Origin of the sequence: Streptomyces sp. NBC_01707 (genome assembly GCF_041438805.1) — a bacterium.
In the GTDB taxonomy this organism is placed as follows: domain Bacteria; phylum Actinomycetota; class Actinomycetes; order Streptomycetales; family Streptomycetaceae; genus Streptomyces.
The window spans coordinates 1,180,147-1,193,165 of the sequence record NZ_CP109190.1 but is presented as its reverse complement, the minus strand read 5'-3'; the positions used below and the strand labels follow the sequence as shown (position 1 = coordinate 1,193,165).

Annotated in this window: 15 protein-coding genes; 5 read left to right on the top strand and 10 right to left on the bottom strand. The window is 69.1% G+C overall.

Annotated features, from left to right (window positions below; translation table 11 throughout):
- Nucleotides 1-8 precede the first annotated feature (8 nt).
- A complete protein-coding gene (locus OG963_RS05590) occupies nt 9-416 on the bottom strand; it encodes a YciI family protein (protein ID WP_093770771.1) in 408 nt (135 codons plus the stop codon).
- Nucleotides 417-982: 566 nt separating this feature from the next.
- Between OG963_RS05590 and OG963_RS05585 the strand changes: the two genes are divergently transcribed.
- The gene (locus OG963_RS05585; RefSeq protein WP_093772153.1) at nt 983-1,627 is read left to right on the top strand and encodes a DNA alkylation repair protein; all 645 of its coding nucleotides are present in this window, start codon (nt 983-985) and stop codon (nt 1,625-1,627) included.
- Nucleotides 1,628-1,793: 166 nt separating this feature from the next.
- Here the strand turns inward: OG963_RS05585 and OG963_RS05580 are convergent, their stop codons facing one another.
- Entirely contained in the window at nt 1,794-2,624 is an 831-nt protein-coding gene (locus OG963_RS05580) for a helix-turn-helix transcriptional regulator (RefSeq protein WP_030930737.1), read from the bottom strand.
- 101 nt (nt 2,625-2,725) lie between these two features.
- Here OG963_RS05580 and OG963_RS05575 point away from each other — a divergent pair, with 101 nt between their 5' ends.
- Nucleotides 2,726-3,433: an SDR family NAD(P)-dependent oxidoreductase gene (locus tag OG963_RS05575; RefSeq protein WP_093770776.1), complete on the top strand. Its 708-nt coding sequence runs from the start codon at nt 2,726-2,728 to the stop codon at nt 3,431-3,433.
- A gap of 304 nt (nt 3,434-3,737) precedes the next feature.
- Here the strand turns inward: OG963_RS05575 and OG963_RS05570 are convergent, their stop codons facing one another.
- The 4 genes from OG963_RS05570 to OG963_RS05555 form a co-directional block, all read right to left on the bottom strand.
- Nucleotides 3,738-4,505, bottom strand: coding sequence for a D-Ala-D-Ala carboxypeptidase family metallohydrolase (locus OG963_RS05570; RefSeq protein WP_093770780.1), 768 nt, complete (start codon nt 4,503-4,505; stop codon nt 3,738-3,740).
- Between the two features lie 154 nt (nt 4,506-4,659).
- Nucleotides 4,660-5,808, bottom strand: coding sequence for a PP2C family protein-serine/threonine phosphatase (locus OG963_RS05565; RefSeq protein WP_371798578.1), 1,149 nt, complete (start codon nt 5,806-5,808; stop codon nt 4,660-4,662).
- Between the two features lie 357 nt (nt 5,809-6,165).
- Entirely contained in the window at nt 6,166-7,008 is an 843-nt protein-coding gene (locus OG963_RS05560; protein WP_093772157.1) for a DUF1206 domain-containing protein, read from the bottom strand.
- Between the two features lie 63 nt (nt 7,009-7,071).
- Nucleotides 7,072-8,010, bottom strand: coding sequence for an SDR family oxidoreductase (locus tag OG963_RS05555; protein ID WP_093770782.1), 939 nt, complete (start codon nt 8,008-8,010; stop codon nt 7,072-7,074).
- A 145-nt stretch (nt 8,011-8,155) separates the two neighbouring features.
- Here OG963_RS05555 and OG963_RS05550 point away from each other — a divergent pair, with 145 nt between their 5' ends.
- The gene (locus OG963_RS05550; RefSeq protein WP_030930716.1) at nt 8,156-8,722 is read left to right on the top strand and encodes a TetR family transcriptional regulator; all 567 of its coding nucleotides are present in this window, start codon (nt 8,156-8,158) and stop codon (nt 8,720-8,722) included.
- Between the two features lie 198 nt (nt 8,723-8,920).
- Here OG963_RS05550 and OG963_RS05545 read toward each other — a convergent pair whose 3' ends face one another.
- Nucleotides 8,921-9,508, bottom strand: coding sequence for a histidine phosphatase family protein (locus OG963_RS05545; RefSeq protein WP_093770784.1), 588 nt, complete (start codon nt 9,506-9,508; stop codon nt 8,921-8,923).
- 139 nt (nt 9,509-9,647) lie between these two features.
- Between OG963_RS05545 and OG963_RS05540 the strand changes: the two genes are divergently transcribed.
- On the top strand, nt 9,648-10,214 hold the full coding sequence (locus tag OG963_RS05540) for an HD domain-containing protein (protein ID WP_093770786.1): 567 nt from the start codon (nt 9,648-9,650) through the stop codon (nt 10,212-10,214).
- Nucleotides 10,215-10,452: 238 nt separating this feature from the next.
- Here OG963_RS05540 and OG963_RS05535 read toward each other — a convergent pair whose 3' ends face one another.
- The 3 genes from OG963_RS05535 to OG963_RS05525 form a co-directional block, all read right to left on the bottom strand.
- Nucleotides 10,453-10,839 carry a nuclear transport factor 2 family protein gene (locus tag OG963_RS05535; protein ID WP_093770788.1) on the bottom strand — a complete coding sequence of 129 codons (387 nt, stop codon included), beginning with the start codon at nt 10,837-10,839 and terminating at the stop codon, nt 10,453-10,455.
- Nucleotides 10,840-11,032: 193 nt separating this feature from the next.
- The gene (locus OG963_RS05530; protein ID WP_093770790.1) at nt 11,033-11,455 is read right to left on the bottom strand and encodes an ester cyclase; all 423 of its coding nucleotides are present in this window, start codon (nt 11,453-11,455) and stop codon (nt 11,033-11,035) included.
- 272 nt (nt 11,456-11,727) lie between these two features.
- Nucleotides 11,728-11,937, bottom strand: coding sequence for a hypothetical protein (locus tag OG963_RS05525; protein ID WP_093770792.1), 210 nt, complete (start codon nt 11,935-11,937; stop codon nt 11,728-11,730).
- Between the two features lie 479 nt (nt 11,938-12,416).
- On the opposite strand from OG963_RS05525, the gene OG963_RS05520 reads away from it, so the two are divergent.
- Nucleotides 12,417-12,962, top strand: coding sequence for a YciI family protein (locus OG963_RS05520; RefSeq protein ID WP_093772159.1), 546 nt, complete (start codon nt 12,417-12,419; stop codon nt 12,960-12,962).
- Nucleotides 12,963-13,019 lie beyond the last annotated feature (57 nt).

Here is a 13,019-nt window from a genome sequence, read left to right as displayed (position 1 = left end):
CGGCGAGGTCACTCCGAGATGGTGCAGTGCGAGCCCAGGAACGGGCGCAGCTCGAGCCACTCGTGGATCGGTTTGCCGCCCGCCCCTGGGGCGGCCGACAGCTCCCCGGCCAGTTCGACGGCGCGCTCGTAGCTGTCGACGTCGATCACCATCCAACCGGCGATGAGGTCCTTGGTCTCGGCGAACGGACCGTCGGTGACCGGCGGGCGTCCCTCACCGTCGTACCGGACGAACGTGCCGCCGGGGGCGAGCGCCTGGCTGTCGACGAACTCGCCGGTCTGCTCCAGCCGGGCCGCGAAGTCGTTCATGTACTGCACGTGGGCCGAGATCTCCTCCGGCTTCCACTGGTCCATCGGCGCGTCGTTGACCGACGCCGGGGCGCCGCGGTAGTGCTTGAGCAGCAGGTACTTGGCCATCGTGTTTCTCCTCGGTGCTGGTGCGACCCATTGTGGTCGCGTTCACTGCGGGGACGGAGCCGGTCACGGGTTCTCGACATCGCCGTCCGATTTTTTTTGGGCTCTCGTACATGAGCCTGGTGAGCCGCCTTGCGTCGTCCGGGTCCACGTCGTGACGCGAGGGCGAGACGGAGCGAGGCCTTACAGGATCGGCGGTGAACGAGCCACCGAACCGAGGGCGCGGCTCGCGCGCGTCACTGAGCACGACTTTGCGCCACCACGCCCACCAGCAGGTGGTGGAGCGGGCGGTCAGCATGTTGCGGCTCGGCGCCGGCACGGTATCGGCCATCGCACGGTGGCTCGGGATGCACGGGCACACCTGCTGGGTCGCGGTACAGGTAGCACGCCGGGACCTCGATCGACATCAAGCTGTGCGCATTCGGGGGAAGGCCATGAGGATCGGCGGTTCCTGTCGGTTGCCGCCGCCGAACCGGCGTGTACGACAGGAGGCAGACGTCCGTCGTAGGCTGCATCGCGCACATGACGGACAGGAGGCTGAGGTGGCCGAGACGACGGTGGCCGAGGTGATGGCCGAGCTGGCCGAGCTCGAGGACCCGAGGACACGCGAGGTGAACGAGAAACACGGTGACGATCACGGTGTGAACCTCAGCAAACTGCGCGCGCTCGCGAAGCGGCTCAAGACGCAGCAGGAACTCGCGAGCCGGCTCTGGGAGACGGATGACACCGCGGCGAGACTGCTGGCGATCCTGATCTGCCGCCCGAAGGCCTTCGAGCGTGACGAGTTGGATGTCATGTTGCGCGAAGCGCGCACACCCAAGGTGCACGACTGGCTCGTGAACTACGTGGTGAAGAAGAACCCGCACTCCGAGGATCTGCGCCGGGCCTGGTCCGCCGATCCGGATCCAGTGGTCGCGAGTGCCGGCTGGGCGCTGACCACCGAACGCGTGGCGAAGAAGCCGGAGGGCCTCGACCTCGCAGGACTGCTCGATGTCATCGAGGCGGAGATGAAGGACGCCCCGGGTCGCCTGCAGTGGGCGTTGAACCACTGCCTGGCTCAGATCGGGATCGAGCACGCCGAGTACCGCACCCGCGCAATCGACATCGGTGAGCGCCTGGAGGTGCTCAAGGACTACCCGACGTCACCGGGCTGTACGTCTCCGTTCGCGCCCGTCTGGATCACGGAGATGGTGCGCCGACAGCACGACAAGTAGGAAACTTCGCGCTCACGGTGGCGCCCACTGTCCGGCCCGTGGCTCGAACGGAGCTGCAAGGCGGGCAGGGGTTCCGTTCCCCGGGATGACTCACCTTGTCTCCCCCTCCGCAGGCCGGTGGCATGAGGACGGTGGCCGCGAGGCAGTAGTGGTTGCGGCAGAGCGGCTATCCGACGAGCGTCTGGGTGCCGAGGACGGCGAGGAGCTCCAGGCGTTCGGCGTCCTGGGTGCCGGGCTCAGCCGTGTAGATCATGATGCGCAGGTCGCTGCCCGCCACGCTGAGCACATCGCAGTCCAGCGTCAGGGAGCCCACCTGCGGGTGATCGATGGTCTTGCTCGCGGCCTCGTGCCGACCCAGGGCGCCCGCATCCCACAGTTCGGCGAACCGTTCACTGTTCGTGCGCAACTCCGCGACCAGACGCCGCAGTTGCTGGTCATCCGGGTAACGGCCGGCAGTCGTGCGCAGGTCTGCGACGACCGCGGTCTCCATCGCGCCCCGGGACTGCGCTGTGTAGCGGACGCGATCACCCGACCCGAGGAAGGCGCGCCATGCGCCGTTGCGCTCCCGGCCGTGCCGTTCGCCCATCAGCGCCGTGTACAGGGGGTTGGCCAACAGCTGCGTCCACGCCGCGTCGAAGACCGCGACGGGCGTCCCGGTCAGCCGGTCCAGCATCCGGTGCACGCTCGGGGTGATGTAGGCGGGCACCGTGCCCTGCCCCGGGGGTACGAGCCCGGCGACGTGGAACAGGTGCTCGCGCTCGGTCGCCGAGAGGCGAAGGGCGCGCCCCAGGGCCTCGACCACCTGCTCCGAGGGGTTGGTCGCCCGGCCCTGTTCCAGGCGGGTCACATAGTCGACGGAGATTCCGGCCAGCAGGGCCAGCTCCTCCCGGCGCAGTCCCGCCGCGCGCCGATGGCCACCTGCAGTCAGCCCGGCCGCCTCCGGGGAGACCCGGTCGCGCCAGCGCCGTACCGTGCGCCCGAAATCCGTGCTCGCCATGTCACCACTGTGCACCGCCGCACACGGAACTTCCTGGTACCGGCAGTCCCAGGAAGGCGGGACGCCTGGCTGCCTCCGGCACTCAGCCGCAGCCTGGAGGCATGACAACGACACTGATCACCGGAGCGAACAAGGGTCTCGGCTTCGAGACCGCCCGCCGCCTCACCGCCGCAGGCCACAACGTCTACATCGGAAGCCGGGACGCCGAACGCGGACGCCGTGCCGCCGAGCAGCTGGGCGTACGGCTGGTCCAGCTCGACTCCACCAGCGACGCATCCGTGGAAGCGGCGGCGAGGACCATCGAGGCCGACGGAGGGCTGGACGTACTGATCAACAATGCCGGCATCGAGGAAAGGGGTGCCGGCAACGTCGTGATCGGTGCCGCGGACGTGACCGCCGACATCATGCGGAACACGTTCGAGACGAACGTCTTCGGCACTGTGCGGGTCCTGCACGCGTTTCTGCCGCTGCTCGAGCGTTCAAAGGCCCCGATCGTGGTCAACGTCAGCAGCGGCCTGGCCTCGCTGACTCGGCTCACCGCGGCGGGTACCCCGTCGTACGCATACCCGGGCGTGGCCTACCCGGCGTCGAAGACAGCGGTCAACGCGATCACGGTGCAGTACGCGAAGGCGTTCCCGAACATGCGGATCAACGCAGTGGAGCCCGGCTTCACCAAGACCGACCTGAACGGGAACACCGGAGTCCAGAGCGTCGAGCAGGGCGCCGAGATCATTGTGCGTATGGCTCAGGTCGGTCCCGACGGCCCCACAGGAGGGTTCTTCGACGCGGAGGGCACCTTCCCCTGGTAAGGCCGTACCAGCGCCATCACTCGTCCCGCCGCGCCCGTCTCGACATGCCCGGCGGGGTGGGTGTGGCCGTCCGGGGCCCGGGCACCCCGTGAAGATGTCGTCGAGGCCCCCTCGCTCATCGCATCGTCGTACGTCCGGGACGAAGGGGTGGCGCCGACGTCCCTCTACCTTCGCCGACTGACCTACCTCGGCCTCACTCACACCGGCCGCACCTTGGCCCTCGCCACCACCCCCGCACAACCGCGAAGGGGCATCCCCGACCGGGACACCCCTCCAGCGACAAGATCTTCAGGACGCGATGTTCCTAGACGGTGCCGTTCTCCCACCACCAGGCCCGGCCGAGGTCCGCCCGGCTGTCGACGTGCTGGTGGTCCGCGGTGTAGGTCTCCAGGCCGGAGAAGCCCGAGGTCTCCGCCTTCTGGTACACGGTCTTGTTGGGCACTCCGGAGACGGCAAGGTCGGCCGCCGTGCCGTACAGGTGCATGCTGTCGCTGGCGCCGCCGACGTCGGCGTTGTGCGCGATGCTGCGGAAGCCGGAATTGACCGTGATGGGGACGTTGCCGAGCTTCTTGCGCAGCGCCTCCAGCTTGTACATCGCGCGGCGGACGTTCTCCTTGACGTCGGCCGCGCCCAGCTTGCCGCCGGAGAAGGTGCCGCTGATCCGGTCGGTGAACTCGCTGAAGTCGAAGTGCACGGTCGAACCGTCCGACTGCTCGAGAGCGTTGAGCTGCGACTGGGTTGCGGGCCCGGCGCTGCCGTCGGCGGTGAGTCCGTAGGCCGCCTGGAACCGGCGGACCGCCGCCGCGGTGCCGGCACCGAAGTTGCCGTCGATGGCCACCCGGGTCTGGCTTGCGCTGTCCGCGGCCCACCCGGCGACTCTGATCTGCAGTTCGGTCACGTCCGCGCCGGTGGCCCCCTGGTTCAGGGTGCGTGACCAGGAGTACGCCTGCGCGGCCCCCGACAGCAGGACGGGCCCGATCACGACACCGATACCGGCGGCCAGCGTCCCGCGCAGCGCCGTACGGCGGTCGAACGAGTGCGGAAAGCGGGAAAAGGAGCGGGAAGGAGCCATTTTCGTCCTTTCACGGACCTGTCGCAGTGCAGTGGATGACGCGAACTGCGCCAGTGTCACGGACATGCGGGTGCGGCGGAAGAGCGCCGTTGTCGGCATCGCTCCCGCCGGCGTCCATTGGTACTGGTTCCTCCGGAGCCGCTACGAAAAGCCGTCAGGAAAGGAGATCCTCGGGGCGGTATTCCGGATAGGGGACGGGGCTGCGGTGGATCGCGATGATGGCGGCGTCGTCGCCCAGACGTCCGCCGACATAGGCGAGGAGGTCGCGTCGCAACTGGTGCAGGAGTGTCTCCGGCGGGCTCTCCGTCCACTGGGCGGCGCGTTCCGCGAGCGGGTAGAAGTCGCCGCGTCGGTCGCGCGCTTCGATGACGCCGTCGGTGAAAAGGAGGAGGGTGTCTCCCGCCTCGAAGTCGAACATGTCGACGGTGTAGCCCGCCGGCCCCATGTCGCCGATCCCCAGCGGGGGCGCCGGGTGCCGACTCGGTACGGATTCCGCGTGTCCTGGGCTGAGCAGCAGAGGCGCGGGATGGCCGCAGCTGGTCATTCGGCTGACAGGGCCATCCTCGGGGATCTCCAGCAGCAGTGCTGTGACGAAGCGTTCCCCGGTGTCGTCCCCATCCTCCGGCTCGAAGTCGGCATGGTAGCGGGTGACGCTCCGATCGAGGGCTGCGGCGAGTGCGGGCAGGCCGGTGTACTGGTGGGCGGCCTCGCGGAAGGCGCCGAGCAGGAGCGCGGCTTCTTCGATGGCGGCCAGGCCCTTGCCTCTCACGTCGCCGATCATCATGCGGGTTCCGCCCTCGACGCGGGTGGCCGCGTACAGGTCGCCTCCGATCTGGGCCTCGTCCTCGGCGGCCAGGTACAAGGAGGCGATCCGCAGGGGGCCGATACGGTCCGGGAGCGGCCGCAGCAGTACCTTCTGTGTGGTTTCGGCCACCGAGCGCACCCGGGCCAGCTGTCGGATGTGCCGCTCGCGTATCAGGCAGAAGAACACGGTCAGGGCGGAGAGGATCGCCAGGGCGGCGATCTGGACCAAAGCGTTCCGGGAGGTCAGTACGCCGGAGTGCAGGGCGATGAATGCCTGGGCCCCCACGGTCAGGAGCCCGACGACTCCGGTCAGTACGGGGCCCTCGAACGAGGAAGTGATCGCGGGAGCGATGACCAGCAGCGGTCCCAGATAGATGTCATTCGGGAGCAGGATGTCCACGGTCGCGATCACGACGATGAGCGCGACGGGAACCGCCAGGAGCGCACGGCCCGGCCGCCATGACTCCCGCAGACCCGTGACACCTCCCTTTAGGCCCACATCTTCCACACTGCACCGCCGCGGGCCCGCTGACGAGTCGGCCAGGTGTGGTCGATCAAGGGTGAGGCCGGACGTTGCGCGTCGCGCACCGCACCCGATACCGGCTCGCCCGCAGGAGGAACCTGCGGGATCGGTGGTGCAAGGCCTCGGTCAGGGCGTGACCACCGCGCCATGGCCGAGGTCATCGGCGACCACCGGCACGTGCTGTGTCCGCGGCGCGTCACAGTCGTCGTGACCGTAGCCGTGCCGGGTGAGCTCGCCGCCACCGGTGTCGGAGAGCCCCCTTCGGGTTGCCGAAGGGGGCGGATGAATTCCTTTCAGCTACTCCGCGTACCGCACGGATGCACCGCCCGCCGGTCAGACCTTGCGCCAGCGGGCATTGGCCCAGGAGAAGGCCCCGAAAGCCCCGAGACCGACTGCGATCAGCGCCAGCAGCCAGGGCCCGGCAGGGGTCTCCGTGAAGGAGCGCAGGGTGTCGTCCATGCCCTTGGCCTTGCCGGGCTCGTGCTGGACAGCTGCCGCGACAGCGAAGGCGCCCGCGACAGCGAAGACGATGCCGCGGGAAGCCCCGCCGAACACCCCGAGGAAGTTGATCGCCTTGCGGGCCTTCTTGGACATCTCGAACATCTTCAGGTGCTCATGGAACTTGTGCATGATCGCCCTCACCGCGATCCAACCACCGGCTGCGACCACCGCGATACCGGCGACGGCGACGATCCACTCCCCGCCGGGCCAGTCCAGTGCTTTCGCCGTGACGTCCTGGGAGTTCTTGTCGGAGCTGCCGCTGCCGCTGCCCTTGTCCCCGGCAGCGTAGGACAGCACGGAGTACGAGACGAATCCGTAGAAGACGAAACGGCCGGCGGCCATCGCCCTCTTACTCGCCTTCTTGCCGTCCGGGCCCGCCTGCCCGAAGGCGGCTTCGGACAGCCGCCACAGGGCCATGCCCGCGAGGGCTGTGCCGAGCAGCCAGAGCAGAACGGTACCGAAGGGCTTCTCGGCGATCTCGGCGATCGCGCCGCCGCGGTCCGCCTGTTCTCCACCGCCGTCGGAGAACGCGATCCGAAGCGAGAGGACACCTATCAGTACGTAGATGACCCCGCGGGCGACGAAACCCGCACGGGCCGCGGCCGAGACCGCTGTGCTGTTCGCCGCGCGTCGGGCGTGGCCCCATCCGCGTGCCTTTCCCGGTCGAGTTGCCATGCCCACCGTGTGCCCCCGCAGGGGCATACGATTCCTGGAGCCGGTTCGCCGCCTCGACCCACCTCAGTTCTTTGGAACGGCGGCGAAGTAGTGCCCCTTGTCGAGGTCGTCGATGAGCCCGGGCCGGGCCGGCTGCCACCCCAGGAGTTCGCGGGTGTGTGCGCTGGACGCGGGGCTGTCCATGCCGAGGAAGCCGGCCAGCCAGCTGAAGTGCCCGGGCGCGTCGGCCGCGGAGACCGAGGCCGCAGGCAGGCCGAGGTGCCGCCCGATCACTTCGGCGACGGCACGGATCGGTACGCCCTCGTCCGAGACCGCGTGCAGCGTGGAGCCGGCCGGAGCGCTCTCCAGCGCCAGGCGGAAGAGGTGCGCGGCGTCGGACCGGTGCACGGCGGACCAGCGGTTGGTGCCGTCGCCGATGTAGCCGGAGAGGCCCTTCTCCCGGGCGATGGCGACCACGGCGGCGAGGAAGCCGTGGTCCCCGTCGCCGTGCACGGTCGGAGGGAGCCGGACGACCGACGAGCGGATGCCGCGGTCCGCGAGGGCGATCGTCGCCTGCGCGTTGGCCATCCGCTTGGCCGGGCCGCCGGCCAGGTGTGCGCCGACCGGGCCGGACTCCTGGCCGTCCCGCTCGGTCGCGACCCGTCCCGGTGCCAGCCCGAGCGTGCCGGATGCGATGAGGAACGGGCGGTCGGAGCCGGCGAGTACTTCGCCGAACGTGTCGATGGCACGCCGGTCCGCATCGGCGGCGTCCTCGAAGCCGCCGCTGAACGCGATGTCGTGCTTGAAGGCGAGGTGGATCACGCCGTCGGCGTCGGCAGCCGCGCGGCGCAGGGTATCGAGATCGTCGAGCGTGCCGCGGCGCACCTCGGCACCGGCTTCGGCGAGGGCGGCGGCCGAGGTGTCCGAGCGGGCGAGCCCGACAACTTGGTGGCCGGCGCCGATGAGCTCGGGAACGACGGCTGAACCGATCCAGCCGGACGCGCCGGTGATGAACACACGCATGAGGAGAACCTCCGGGTAGGGCGACCGTCCTCGCCGCGCGATACCGGAGGTGCCGGGACCGGGCGGCGCGGCGCACGCCTATGTCAGTGACTGTCATCAACCGTAACACCCGATGTCAGTCACTGCCATCACGTAGGATCGGGACATGGGTCGATGGGAGCCGAACGCGCGCGGGCGGCTGGAGCAGGCAGCGCTGGACCTCTACAGCGAGCGCGGGTTCGAGCAGACCACCGCCGCGCAGATCGCCAAACGCGCCGGGCTCACCGAGCGGACGTTCTTCCGGCACTACGCCGACAAGCGCGAGGTGCTGTTCGGGGGTTCGCACGCGCTGGAGGAGATCTTCGTGGACACCCTCGCCGGCACCCCGGACTCGATCGCACCGATCGACGCGATGGCCTCGACGCTGGAGACCGTCGCCGCCTTCTTCCTGGAGCGCCACGAGTTCGCCCGGCAGCGCCAGGCCGTCATCATGGCGAACGCGGAGCTGCGCGAGCGCGAGCTGATCAAGCTAGCGACGCTGTCCGCGGCGCTCGCCGCCACGCTGCGCCGACGCGGCGTCAAGGACCCCGCCGCGAGCCTCACCGCGGAGGCAGGTATCGCCGTCTTCAAGGTCGGGTTCGAGCGCTGGGTCGGCGACAGCGGGGAACGTACCCTGGCGGACTTCCTTCGGGAGTCGCTCGACGAACTCAAAGTGGTGGCCGCGGGCGAGTGAGCACAGGTCCGGTCCGGTCCGGAGGGCAGGCCACTGCCGGTCCGTCGGCGAGCGGTCGGCCGAACCCCGCTCACCCGGGCGCGGTTGACTGCGCCCTCTCGCCCACCCGTACAGCGGTCGCCGCGGGCCGGCGCTCAGGCGGTTCGGTTTGCGGTCGGATGCACCGGCGGTGTGATGCACGCATCTGCCGAGCCGGCGCTACAGGACGTTCCAGGCGGAGACGACCGGCCGCCCGTGCTCGACGCCCAGGGCGCTGAGCGTGCCCGGACCCGGGTGACGGAACAACCGGCCGGCGGTCGCGTCGAGGCCGAGCCAGCGGGCAGTGAGTACGCGCTGGAGGTGACCGTGTGCGACAAGGGCGACGTCGCCGTCGTGCAGCAGCGGCCGGATCCGGTCGAGCACCGCGTCCGTGCGCGCAGCCACCTGCTGAAGCTGCTCGCCAGGAGAGCCGCCGTCGCCGGGGACGACTCCGTCCCGCCACAGTTCCCAGCCCGGCCTCGTCTCCTGGATCTGCGCCGCGGTCATGCCCTCGTAGCCGCCGTAGTCCCACTCCATCAGGTCAGGATCGGGCGTGACGCCGGTCAGGCCCACCAGCTCCGCTGTGTGCATGGCGCGGCTCAGCGGGCTGCTGAACGCGGCGACCAGATGGCGGCGGGCCAGCACGGGAGTGAGCGTCCTGGCCGCGGCCACACCTGCGTCGGTCAGCGGGATGTCGGTGCGGCCGGCGTGCTGCCCCGACCGGCTCCATTCGGTCTCGCCGTGTCTGATCAAAATCAGCTCGCCCATGGTCCCGCACGGTACCTCATGATGTGACTGGTGATCAGGCGACGACAGCTTCGGGACGCTCGACCTTCTTGGCCGTCCGGCCCCCTGGAGTACGCCACGGGTACACCAGCCGTACGGACGACTTCGGCAGCGTGCGGGCATGAACGGAGAGCGACTGTCTTCGGTGGACGAACTCATGGCACTGCTGGCCGACTGTGAGGATGCCTGGGACACCCCGGACCGCTCAGGCGACCCGGTGGACATCCTCGACCATGGCCTGCAGGTTGCGGCGGTCCTTGCCGAGCGCCATCCCGATGACGAGGAGCTGCAGGTCGCCGGGCTCGTTCACGACATCGGTCACCACCTGCTGCCCGGCGACGAGGCCGGACACGGCGAGCACGCCGCGGCGGCCGTCGTCGGACTCCTCGGCGCCCGGGTCGGGCACCTGGTAGCCCTCCACATCCCCGCCAAGCGCTACTTGGCCGCCACCGACGTGCACCTGGTGCTGTCCCCGGAGAGTGCCCGCACCCTCGGCTGCCAGGGCGGCGTCATGACTTCGGAGGAAGCCGCCGCCTTCGAGGCGGACCCGGACTCCACGGCGGCCGTCGCGCTTCGCCGCGCCGACGACGCGGGCAAAGTCGTGGGCCTGCGCGTGCCGGGTCTGGACTGCTGGCGTCCCGTGGTGGAGCGCGTGGCGGCGGCAACGGCGCGAGACGGGGCTGCGTAGGGCAGCGGCGTATCGGCCCGCAGCGCAGACAGTTGTCGGGCCTGGGGGAGGGCTGGGGGCTCGATCCGCGAGGCGTTCGCTGAGGCCCGCGCGGACTCGTTCCGGCTCTGCTCCCTCAGCTCCTCGCTGAGGCCCTTGGCTCCGGATTTGCTTCCTCGACTCCGAGGCAGGGACAGCCCGGTGAGTCCCCGCTCCGCCCTGGTCCTGATGTGGCACGCGAGCGGATCGCCGCCAGGGGTCAGATGAGGGGCATCGACTCGACCCATCTCGCGCGCCAGGCGGGCGGGGCGAAGGGATCGGCGAAGTACTGGGTCTCGTGGGCGACCTTGCCGTCGCGGAATTCCATGATGCTGATGGTGGATGCGGGTTTTCCATCGTAGTCGATCACATATTCGGTGATCCAGAGATCCCCACTGCCGAGAATTCGACGGATCGTGAAGGTGAGCTCGGCCGGGTGGTTCGAGCGCAGCGCCTGTAGATTGTCGCGGCCGTGGATGCGCTCACCCGACTGGGGATAGTCGGTGATGACGTCGTCGTGATAGATCTCGTGCTCGGCGTCCTGGTCCCCGGCAGCAGACGCTGCCCAGTGCCGATCCAGCGCCGCTCGGGTCTCCTGGTCTCCCATTTCGTTCCCTCCGGTCGCGGAAGTATCGGACGAGATCCATTCCGGTCCCGCAGCCTTCCGGTAATCAGCGAACCCCGGCAGCGGTGACCCACCCGTACTCGCCCGAGACGATGAATTGCCCGACCTTTCTTGTGGGCACGTTTCATGACGGTGAAGTCCCGCGTGGCAGTGACGACAAGGCGGGCTGATCGTCTCACCGGCCCGAGGTGCTCGTCAGTTGCTGGTACAGCTCCCAGGTGGCACGTTCCACCCAGTTGTGCTGCAGCTTGCCGTCCTCGCGCACCGCCCAGACGGCCGTACCGCTGAAGGAGATCGGCCGCCCGTCGGGCTCGGTACCCAGAAGCCCGTTGTTCCTCCCGCGCACGATCCACCGCGACGCGACCCGGCTCCCGTCCTCGTTCTGAAAGGACTCGAGGACTTCCAGTCTCAGGTCGTGGACCTGGTCCAGGAAGTCGGCGACCCACGCCTTGAAATTCTCCCGGCCTTCGATGGATCCGTCGGGGTTGGTGATGACGAAGTCCTCGATGACGAAGTCGTCGATCTTGTCGGGGTTGTGGTCGTTCCAGACCTCCGCCCAGAACGCTTCGACGATCTCCACGGAATTCCTGCGTGCCACGGGACCCACTTTCCAGACCTGTGAACATCACGTGCTGCTTCGAAAACGCGCCCCGGTCCCGTCCGAGGGCTGTCCCGTAATCCCTGCTGGACCGGCGCGCGGCGTCGGATGTGGTGCATCGCAAGGCGGAGGGACTCGTAGCGGGCGTATCAGGACGTTCCGACGACGTGGCCAGGTGCCGTAGCTGTCGTCGCGCGCCCGCCAGGGATTACGGGACAGCCTTTGGCGCGGGCGGGACAGCCATGGCACCTTCCCGATGTGCAGGCTTCAACTCACGCCGCTTCGTACCGGTGGGCCGGGCTGCCGTGCCATTCGATCCAGTGCGGGTCGTCGAGGCAATGCTCGGCGTCGTAGACGCCGGCACGCCGAAGGAGTTCGATCAGGCCGTGGTCGTCGTGGACGAGGCCGACCATCTCTCCGTTTATGGTGACCACCCGACCACCGGTCGGTGCGGAGTGGTGCACGACTATCGGGGCGCTCATCCGTCCAGAGTGCACCAGGCTCCGGATCGCAGCATCCTGAGCTCAGGGTTGCCGTCGCCCTTCTTGCCGACGGGCATTCTGTTCCGACTTGCGAAGACGATTCAGGTACTCCTGCCGCCGGGTCTGCGCCACTGCAAGCGGCTGACCGTACCGGGCGGCGATCCCGCCCCCTTCGGGGAAGGGGGCGGTCCGGCCTGTCGGTCCGGCCGGTGTTTCGTCACGCTGTGGGACGGCCGACGGCAGGTGCCGTATCTCGGGAGCATCCGAGATGCGGAACAACTCCTGTCGGTAACCGAGTTCAGGCATCGGCGGACGGAACGATCCGCGAGAACGTGGATCATCTTGACCGGCTGCGAGCCTGGTTGGGCCGACCGCTGTGGGATGTTGAGCGTGGAGCCTGCCCAGCAGCGGGCGCGCCGAGCAGTGATCGCAGTGAAACCCGCTCGACCCGGTCACCTCATTGAAGAGACCCTGTGGGCATGGAGTTCTTCTGTTACCACCGCGACCGGCCCGGCTCCGTAGAGCTGCGCGCCGAGCTGCTGGAAGATCATTGGTCGTATATGGACCGGTACGCGAAGGAGATGATCGCCCGGGGCCCGACCCTCGCCGGCGACACACCCACCGGCAGCGTGCACATCGTCGACCTGCCCGACCCGGCCGCCGCCCGCGCGTTCGCCTTCGATGAGCCCGGTTACCAGGCCGGCGTGTACCGGGACGTGCTGGTGCGGCGGTGGCGCAACTTGCTGAGCCGCACCATGTGGGACTTCCCCGGCGGCCGGACCGGTGGCAACCGATACCTGGTGCTCGGCCTCGGCGCGGGGCCCGCCGCCGACCTCACGGTGCCGCCCGACACGGACGAGCTGATCGGCTACGGACCCCTGCTCTCCGACAACGGCGCCACCTGGCTGGGTACCGCTGCATTGGTCCGGGCGCCGAACCCCGACACGGCGCGCGCCGTCCTGACCGCGGACCGATACGCCGACATCGAGGTGCACAACTGGCAGTTCGGCGGACGGCCGTCGTGACCCGAGGGCAGTAGCCCGATGTCACGTCGGAGCCCTTCGGATCGCTCAGCATCCGCG

Bases quoted from the DNA above. Each gene is read 5' to 3' on its own strand.
- OG963_RS05590 (WP_093770771.1), bottom strand. From the start codon at position 416: ATGGCCAAGTACCTGCTGCTCAAGCACTACCGCGGCGCCCCGGCGTCG.
- OG963_RS05585 (WP_093772153.1), top strand. From the start codon at position 983: ATGGCCGAGCTGGCCGAGCTCGAGGACCCGAGGACACGCGAGGTGAAC.
- OG963_RS05580 (WP_030930737.1), bottom strand. From the start codon at position 2,624: ATGGCGAGCACGGATTTCGGGCGCACGGTACGGCGCTGGCGCGACCGG.
- OG963_RS05575 (WP_093770776.1), top strand. From the start codon at position 2,726: ATGACAACGACACTGATCACCGGAGCGAACAAGGGTCTCGGCTTCGAG.
- OG963_RS05570 (WP_093770780.1), bottom strand. From the start codon at position 4,505: ATGGCTCCTTCCCGCTCCTTTTCCCGCTTTCCGCACTCGTTCGACCGC.
- OG963_RS05560 (WP_093772157.1), bottom strand. From the start codon at position 7,008: ATGGCAACTCGACCGGGAAAGGCACGCGGATGGGGCCACGCCCGACGC.
- OG963_RS05555 (WP_093770782.1), bottom strand. From the start codon at position 8,010: ATGCGTGTGTTCATCACCGGCGCGTCCGGCTGGATCGGTTCAGCCGTC.
- OG963_RS05550 (WP_030930716.1), top strand. From the start codon at position 8,156: ATGGGTCGATGGGAGCCGAACGCGCGCGGGCGGCTGGAGCAGGCAGCG.
- OG963_RS05545 (WP_093770784.1), bottom strand. From the start codon at position 9,508: ATGGGCGAGCTGATTTTGATCAGACACGGCGAGACCGAATGGAGCCGG.
- OG963_RS05540 (WP_093770786.1), top strand. From the start codon at position 9,648: ATGAACGGAGAGCGACTGTCTTCGGTGGACGAACTCATGGCACTGCTG.
- OG963_RS05535 (WP_093770788.1), bottom strand. From the start codon at position 10,839: ATGGGAGACCAGGAGACCCGAGCGGCGCTGGATCGGCACTGGGCAGCG.
- OG963_RS05525 (WP_093770792.1), bottom strand. From the start codon at position 11,937: ATGAGCGCCCCGATAGTCGTGCACCACTCCGCACCGACCGGTGGTCGG.
- OG963_RS05520 (WP_093772159.1), top strand. From the start codon at position 12,417: ATGGAGTTCTTCTGTTACCACCGCGACCGGCCCGGCTCCGTAGAGCTG.